Source organism: Aestuariivivens sp. NBU2969 (assembly GCF_019931125.1).
Lineage (GTDB): Bacteria > Bacteroidota > Bacteroidia > Flavobacteriales > Flavobacteriaceae > Aestuariivivens > Aestuariivivens marinum.
The window spans coordinates 269,807-277,867 of the sequence record NZ_JAIOUU010000003.1 but is presented as its reverse complement, the minus strand read 5'-3'; the positions used below and the strand labels follow the sequence as shown (position 1 = coordinate 277,867).

7 protein-coding genes and 1 other RNA gene are annotated in these 8,061 nt (G+C 35.3%); 6 read left to right on the top strand and 2 right to left on the bottom strand.

Going from position 1 to position 8,061, the window contains the following annotated elements:
• Positions 1-179: 179 nt before the first annotated feature.
• Positions 180-722 (top strand): hypothetical protein, encoded by a 543-nt coding sequence (locus K7G79_RS04290; RefSeq protein ID WP_223549478.1) that lies wholly within the window; start codon positions 180-182, stop codon positions 720-722.
• 57 nt (positions 723-779) lie between these two features.
• Here the strand turns inward: K7G79_RS04290 and ssrA are convergent.
• Positions 780-1,177: a transfer-messenger RNA gene (gene ssrA, locus K7G79_RS04285) on the bottom strand.
• 172 nt (positions 1,178-1,349) lie between these two features.
• Here ssrA and K7G79_RS04280 point away from each other — a divergent pair.
• The 4 genes from K7G79_RS04280 (at position 1,350) to K7G79_RS04265 (ending at position 4,709) form a co-directional block, all read left to right on the top strand.
• A complete protein-coding gene (locus tag K7G79_RS04280) occupies positions 1,350-2,555 on the top strand; it encodes an NAD(P)-dependent oxidoreductase (RefSeq protein WP_223549476.1) in 1,206 nt (401 codons plus the stop codon).
• 28 nt (positions 2,556-2,583) lie between these two features.
• On the top strand, positions 2,584-3,363 hold the full coding sequence (locus K7G79_RS04275; protein ID WP_223549474.1) for an SDR family oxidoreductase: 780 nt from the start codon (positions 2,584-2,586) through the stop codon (positions 3,361-3,363).
• 128 nt (positions 3,364-3,491) lie between these two features.
• Complete coding sequence (locus K7G79_RS04270; protein WP_223549472.1) at positions 3,492-4,238, top strand: slipin family protein; 747 nt, start codon at positions 3,492-3,494, stop codon at positions 4,236-4,238.
• Positions 4,239-4,331: 93 nt separating this feature from the next.
• Entirely contained in the window at positions 4,332-4,709 is a 378-nt protein-coding gene (locus tag K7G79_RS04265) for a DUF1801 domain-containing protein (RefSeq protein WP_223549470.1), read from the top strand.
• Between the two features lie 158 nt (positions 4,710-4,867).
• Here the strand turns inward: K7G79_RS04265 and kdsA are convergent, their stop codons facing one another.
• Positions 4,868-5,689, bottom strand: a complete 822-nt coding sequence (kdsA, locus tag K7G79_RS04260; RefSeq protein ID WP_223549468.1) for a 3-deoxy-8-phosphooctulonate synthase — start codon at positions 5,687-5,689, stop codon at positions 4,868-4,870.
• Positions 5,690-5,819: 130 nt separating this feature from the next.
• Between kdsA and typA the strand changes: the two genes are divergently transcribed.
• The gene (gene typA, locus K7G79_RS04255) at positions 5,820-7,619 is read left to right on the top strand and encodes a translational GTPase TypA (RefSeq protein ID WP_223549466.1); all 1,800 of its coding nucleotides are present in this window, start codon (positions 5,820-5,822) and stop codon (positions 7,617-7,619) included.
• Positions 7,620-8,061 lie beyond the last annotated feature (442 nt).

Here is an 8,061-nt window from a genome sequence, read left to right as displayed (position 1 = left end):
TGAAGAGTCCCATAATTCGTATTTTTTTATCACAAATCTAAAATACGGGATTCTCAGGCTACTTTAAAATTAAAACTTTTGGACGCTAGTGAAGGTAAGTTTTAAAAAATAAACTCTTTACAAGAAAGGGGTTAGTATTTTTTGTAACTTAGTTAACTTAACACTAAAATCACTTAACTATGAAAACAGTTTTTTCTTTTTTATGTATTGCATTACTTTTTGTATCATGTGAAGAAAAGGTCGACAATTCAGCTCAAATTAAATTTGAAGAAAACTCCAAAACCGTATTGGCTAACCTGCAACAATGGCAAGATGAAAATTTAGATTATTCGGTTTATGCCGATGATTTTATCATGTTAGAGACTATGTTTGGATCTAAAAAAGATACCATTACTCTTGAGGAATTGAAAGCGTCTGATAAAAGGTCATGGGAGTATTTCGATTTTAAAATGCTTAATGAACCAGTATTATTGCCAGGTGTAAATCCAGACACTAAAAAGCCAGATGGTTCGGTAAGGCATTATAGTACTTGGGAAGTAACATTACCCGCAACTGATTCTACTGAAGCCAGATCAGGAGTTATTAAACTCTACGAATCGTTTGACTTTAATGATGAAGGAAAAATTTTGTTACAGCAAATTTACGGTGATTTTTCAGGGCTTTTAGCTCATTTAATGCAAAAGGATGAAGCCATGGAAGAAGAGACAATGACAGAAGAATAAATTTCATTTCAATAAAGTAAAACCTCCTTAAGCTGTAAAAGTTTAAGGAGGTTTTTTTTGTGGAGTCGGAGAGAATCGAACTCTCGTCCAAACAAGTTACCAAAAGGCTTTCTACACGTTTAGTTTTTATTTCGTTTTCGACTAAAAGCCGACTAAAAACCATCTACTTTTAGCTTATCATCTTAAATTTCGAAGTGTTATCGATGCACTAATACCTCTAGGTTTACTTTTACGATGCCTCTATATAGAACGCCATAAACCAAGGCTTTCAAGAGACATTTAGCTTTCCCGCCTTGCGGGACAAAGGCTTGAACCTACTATAATTCGGTTATTAAGCAGCTAAAGCGTAGTTATTCTCGCCGTTTAAAATTTGGTCTAGCCTTTTACGTGTTTCAAAACCCTTACACGACGTGCTTACCATTCAATACATCTCGCTGTCAAAACCAGTCGACCCCAGTTTCATGCAAAAGCAGGATTCTTCTTGATTTAAGGTAATGTATTATATTTGATTTTGGAGGCTGAGGTTCTCGAAGCCACCAAATCTTAATGTATCAGCAAAGTTACCAAAAACTTTGTAATTCATTATAAATCCGAGTATTTTAGCGCAAAAATTATTCCAAATAACACATGAAGTTTGCCATTATTAAAGAACGCAAAAATCCACCAGATCGTAGGGTAGTGTTTTCGCCATCAAAACTAAAAGATGTCAAAACACAATTTCCCAACGCCACTTTTAAAGTAGAACCGTCCGATATTAGAATTTTTACAGATGAACAATATGAAGAGGCAGGTTTTGAAGTAACCGATTATATAACCGATTGTGATGTTATGATAGGTGTTAAGGAAGTTCCTATTGAAGCTTTAATTCCTAATAAAAAATATTTTTTCTTTTCACATACCATAAAAAAGCAACCTTACAATAGAAAACTACTACAAGCCATATTGGAAAAGAACATAGAGCTTTACGACCATGAGGCTATTGTTGACGATAGAGGGTTTAGATTAATAGGTTTTGGACGTTATGCGGGATTAGTGGGAACATACAATGGACTAAGGGCTTTAGGTTTGAGGGATAAATTCTATAGCTTGCCCAAGGTGGAATCTTTGGCCGATTTAGATGTTTTAAAGGCCGAATTGGATAAAATAAAACTTCCCAACATTAAAATTTTACTTTCCGGTACGGGCAAAGTAGCACGTGGTGCTCAGGAAATTTTAGATTATTTAGGAGTTAAGGAGGTAAGCGATGCCTTGTATTTAACATCACAATTTACCGAACCAGTATATTGTAAGGTAGATGTTATGGAATATAGTAAGCGTAAAGATGGTAAGGTTGGTAATACACAGGAATTTTATATTGATCCCAGTGGTTATGTGAGCAATTTTATGCCTTATGCCAAGCAAACAGATTTCTTTATAGCTGGTCATTTTTATGGTGATGGAGCTCCTTTTTTATTTACAAGGGAAGATGCTAAACACCCCGATTTTAACATCAATTTGGTAGCTGATATTAGTTGTGATGTTGATGGACCAGTAGCCAGCACCTTAAGGCCTTCAACCATTGCCGATCCGTTTTATGGTTATGATCCGAAAACTGAAAGCGAAGTGGCTTTCGATGCCAAAAATGCCATTACAGTTATGGCTGTTGATAATCTACCATGCGAATTGCCAAAGGATGCAAGTGAAGGTTTTGGGGATATGTTTTTTGAACATGTTATCCCAGCTTTTTACAATAATGATAAAGATGAGGTATTGCAACGGGCCAAGATTACAGATAAAGGAAAGCTTACAGAACGGTTTGCCTATTTACAAGACTATGTAGACGAAAAAGAGTAGGCCGATCCTATTTTTCTAATTTAATTTTATGACTAAAACAGCATTAATAACAGGAGCAGCTTCTGGGTTGGGCTATGAATTATCATTGCTGTTGGCTAATGATGAATATAATCTAATTTTAATAGATGTTGATTCAGGAAAACTGAATGAAGTCAGGACAGAAATTACAAAATCCTATAGTTGCAAGGTTGATGTTATGGTTAAAGATTTGAGTAAACCAAATGTTGCCAATGAAATTATAGAAGCAATTGATGTTATTATTGATGTTTTAGTAAATAATGCCGGTTTTGGATTGTTTGGAACGTTTGCCAATACAGAATGGCAAAGAGAATTGGATATGTTGTATGTGCACGTTATTACTAGTACGCATTTAACAAAATTAGTATTGGGGGGAATGGTAAAACGAGGATCTGGTAGAATTCTTAATATATCGTCTCTTGCCGCATTTCAACCTGGTCCACTCATGTCAATTTATTATGCTTCAAAATCGTATTTATTGTCATTTTCTGAAGCTATAGCTAATGAAGTTAAGGGGACTGGAGTAACGGTAACAGTATTATGTCCAGGTCCTACAAAAACGGCCTTTCAGGGTGTGGTTTCAGAAAAAACTACAGAAAATAAAATTAGTTTTAACATGGCTTGCCCATCGGATGTTGCCCAATATGGTTATAATGCTATGCAAAAAGGAAAAACAGTAGCTATCCCTGGATTAATCAATAAGTTCCTTGCAACTATAAATCGCTTTGTTTCAAGAGGTATGGCTACAAAAATTGTTAGAAATCTTCAGGAAAAAAACAGAAAAGAATAATCACATATAAACAATAGGATAGAAATACATAAGCTCAAGATTAATTTGATGAATATCCTTTTATAGTTGGTGAAAAAACATTACCTTATAGGGTAATAAACTGTTTGTTAACTCTAAAAAAATGTGTTATGAATCCTCCTTTATTGTTTATGGTTTTTCTTGTTGTATTTCTGTTTTCAGGTATACGTATAATTTTTGAATACAAACGCGCTTTAAAATTCAGGTTTGGTAAATATGTTAAAACCTTACAGCCTGGATTTAGATGGATTATTCCTTTAGTTGAGACAATTCAAGTAGTAGATATTAGGGTCATTACTATAAACGTGGTTTCACAGGAAGTAATGACTGAAGATAACGTACCATGCAGTATAGATGGCGTGGTGTTTTTTAAAGTCATAGATCCAGAAATGGCTGTTTTGGAAGTTGAAGAATACAAGTTTGCCATTACACAGTTATCTCAGGCTGCTTTACGGGATGTTTGTGGTAAAGTTGAATTGGATACCATTTTGTCCAAGCGGGAAGAAATGGGTAAAAACATTAAGAATATTGTTGAGGTTGAAACCAAGGAATGGGGTATTGAGATTATAGATGTTAAAATAAAAGACATCCAATTACCAGAAAACATGAAACGCATGATGGCTAATCAGGCAGAAGCCGAACGTTCTAGAAGGGCACGCATTATTTTAGCTTTGGCTGAAGAGCAAGCCGCCGGTAAGTTATTAGAGGCCGGTAAATTAATAGACCAATCCCCATCGGCCATTAAATTAAGATTGTATCAGACCTTATCTAATATTGCATCAGAGAAAAATTCAACCATACTGTTCCCATTCCCTGAAGAAGTATTGCCGAGGCAAACAAAGCAAGAAGTCGACTAACTAATGAATCATTATTTATTGGCAATAACCTTATAAACTCTTTATATATTTGTGCAAGTTTACTGAAGATTTTAGCAAAATATTCAATGAATAATGAAACCCGTAGAACAATATTTCTTTAATCAAAAAGAACCCTATCAATCTATTATGCTCTATGTTAGGAGTGTTATTTTGAATACGCTTCCCGATGTGGTTGAACGTTACAGTTACAAGATTCCGTTTTATAACATTGGAAAAAAGCCCATGCTGTACTTAAATATTTTGAAGGGAAAGGACTATGTGGATGTGGCTTTTGTGCAGGGTATTTTATTAGAAAATGAGTATCCTGTATTAAAAGATGACAATAATCGAAAGCAAGTGCGCTCTATTCAATTAAGATCAATAGAAGATTTAGATCATGAACATTTCCAAGAGTTGTTGCATGCCGCAGCAGAAGGGATACGAAACAGTAATAAGGCTTGGTTTATTTAGGTTAAAGGTTTCTGGCTTTTAAGTTTGAGATTTGGATTTAATCACTTGTCACTATTTACCTGTTTTCATCTTTGGTTATTATTCTTTTATCTTCAAGACATAAATCCGCATAAATTTTAAAATTGTAAAGGCGATTGCAACTGCCTAATGAATGCTGTTTACTGTAAACGATTAACCGTTTTTCTAATTTCTACTAAATTGGTTAGCAGTCGTTCCAAATTATCCAAATGTAACATATTGGCACCATCACTTTTAGCATTCGCAGGATCAAAATGGGTTTCAATAAAGAGCCCATCCACATTGTTTACTACCCCTGCACGTGCAATGGTTTCAATCATATCTGGTCTGCCTCCTGTTACACCAATGGTTTGGTTAGGTTGTTGAAGTGAATGGGTAACATCTAAAATAGTTGGAGCATATTGACGCATGGTAGGAATGCCTCTAAAGTCCACTACCATATCTTGATAACCAAACATGGTGCCTCTGTCGGTTATCCATGCGTTTTCATTTCCAGCATCTTTTACCTTTTGCACAGCATGTTTCATGGCTTCAGGACTCATAAACTGTCCTTTTTTTAGATTCACTACCTTGCCAGTTTCGGCTGCTGCGACAACCAGGTCAGTTTGACGAACCAAAAAGGCAGGGATTTGCAATACATCAACATATTGCGCTGCAAATGCAGCATCAGAAACTTCATGGATATCTGTTACGGTAGGTAAATCAAAGGTTTCCGAGACTTTCTTTAAAATGTTTAATGCTTTTTCGTCACCAATTCCAGTAAAACTATCAATTCTACTTCTATTAGCTTTTTTAAAGCTTCCTTTAAACACATATGGAATTTCAAGCTTATTAGTTATGATAATCACTTTTTCTGCTATACGTAAGGCCATATCTTCGCTTTCGATAGCACATGGACCAGCCAATAAGAAAAAATTATCAGAATTAATATGTTTTAGTTTTGGAATGTCTTGAAGGTTCATTGATATAATTAATGTGTTTTACAAAGTTTGCTGCAAAGATAGTTTAATTATCCATAGAAATATTGACATTTAATAGCTTGCATGTTAAAATATAGCGTACCTTTGCACGCTTAAATTAAGGCATGTAGTTATGGCTAATATTAAAAACATTGCAATTATTGCGCATGTAGACCATGGAAAGACGACCTTGGTAGACAAAATTATGTACCATTGCCAATTGTTCCGTGAGAACGAAAACACAGGCGATTTAATTCTCGATAATAACGACTTGGAGCGTGAGCGTGGTATAACCATTACCTCAAAAAACGTTTCGGTAACTTATAAAGACACAAAAATTAATATTATAGATACACCAGGCCACGCCGATTTTGGTGGTGAGGTAGAGCGTGTACTCAATATGGCTGATGGAGTACTGCTATTGGTTGATGCTTTTGAAGGCCCCATGCCACAAACCCGTTTTGTCTTACAGAAGGCTATTGATTTGGGCCTTAAACCGTGTGTGGTAATCAATAAAGTGGATAAAGAAAACTGTACTCCAGATGAGGTACACGAAAAGGTATTCGATTTAATGTTTGAATTGGGTGCTGAAGAATGGCAGTTGGATTTTCCAACCGTTTATGGTTCGGCAAAAAATAACTGGATGAGCACCGATTGGCAAAAGCAAACCAAAAATATTGAGCCGTTATTAGATATGGTTATCGAACATATTCCATCTCCTAAAATTGAAAGGGGAACAACGCAAATGCTTATTACTTCGCTCGATTATTCATCTTTTACAGGGCGAATTGCTATTGGGCGTTTAACGCGAGGAGAGCTAAAAGTTAATCAGAATATCTCCTTGGTAAAAAGAAATGGTAGTATAGTGAAATCTAAAATTAAAGAACTGCATACCTTTGAAGGCTTGGGCCGTAAAAAAGTAGATGAGGTTTTTGCTGGCGATATTTGTGCGATTGTAGGTTTGGAAAGTTTTGAGATTGGTGATACTGTTGCCGATTGGGAAACCCCTGAAGGTTTAAAAACCATTGCTATAGACGAACCAACTATGAGTATGCTATTTACCATTAACGATTCCCCATTTTTTGGTAAGGACGGTAAGTATGTTACTTCTCGCCATATAAAAGAGCGCTTAACCAAAGAGTTGGAGAAAAACTTGGCCTTAAGGGTGGAAGAAACCAATAGTGCCGATAAGTTTATGGTGTTTGGTCGTGGTGTACTGCATTTATCGGTATTGATTGAAACCATGCGACGTGAAGGGTATGAATTGCAGATAGGTCAACCTCAGGTAATTATAAAAGAAATTGACGGTGTAAAATGTGAACCTGTTGAAGAAATGACTATAGATTTACCTGAAGAAGTTTCTGGCAAAGCTATAGAAATGGTAACTATGAGGAAAGGGGAAATGATAAGTATGGAAGCCAAGGGTGATCGTATGGTATGTGAGTTTGTTGTGCCTTCACGAGGCATTATAGGATTAAGGAATCAATTGCTTACTGCTACTGCAGGAGAAGCTATTATGGCTCATCGCTTTAAGGAATATCAACCATTAAAAGGTGGTATTCCAGAACGCCAGAACGGTAGTTTAGTGTCTATGGAAAACGGACAAGCTATTCCTTATTCTATAGATAAGTTACAGGAACGTGGGAAGTTTTTTATCGATCCGGGAGAAGATATTTATGAAGGCCAGGTAATTGGTGAAAATTCACGAGGAGATGATATGGTGGTAAATGTAACAAAAACAAAAAAACTAAGTAACGTCCGTTCTGCTGGTGCAGATGATAAAGCTAGAATAGTACCAGCAATTAAATTTTCTTTAGAGGAAGCATTGGAATATATCCAAAAAGATGAATATGTTGAAGTAACCCCAAACCATCTGCGATTACGTAAAATATTATTGACCGAAGTAGAGCGCAAGCGCAGTAAAGCCATTTAAAAAGCGATTGTTTATAAAGTAAAATGGGGAAAGCTTTTAAAGGTTTCCCCTTTTTTTATTAATATTGTTTATGGAGTTTTTTGGAGTTACTGTATTGGAATACATAGGGTATTTAGCATCCTCAATGGTGCTGCTTTCTTTTACAATGAAGGGCATTAAAAAGTTACGCCTTGTGAATATGATTGGATGTATTTTATTTATTTTGTACGGGTTTTTAATGCCCTCATTAAGAATAGGTTTGCCTATAATAATTGCTAATGTGGCAATTTTTTCAGTTAATTTTTATTATCTGTTGCAAAAGCCAGTTCCAGAAAACAATTAAATTTTTTTCAAACCATTAGTTCCTTAAACGATTTGTATATTTGGTCATTAAAGAGAGGGATGAATTCGTTTATAGAATTTAAGATTTTCGATTTGTTTATCAAAAACAGCTAATTAATTA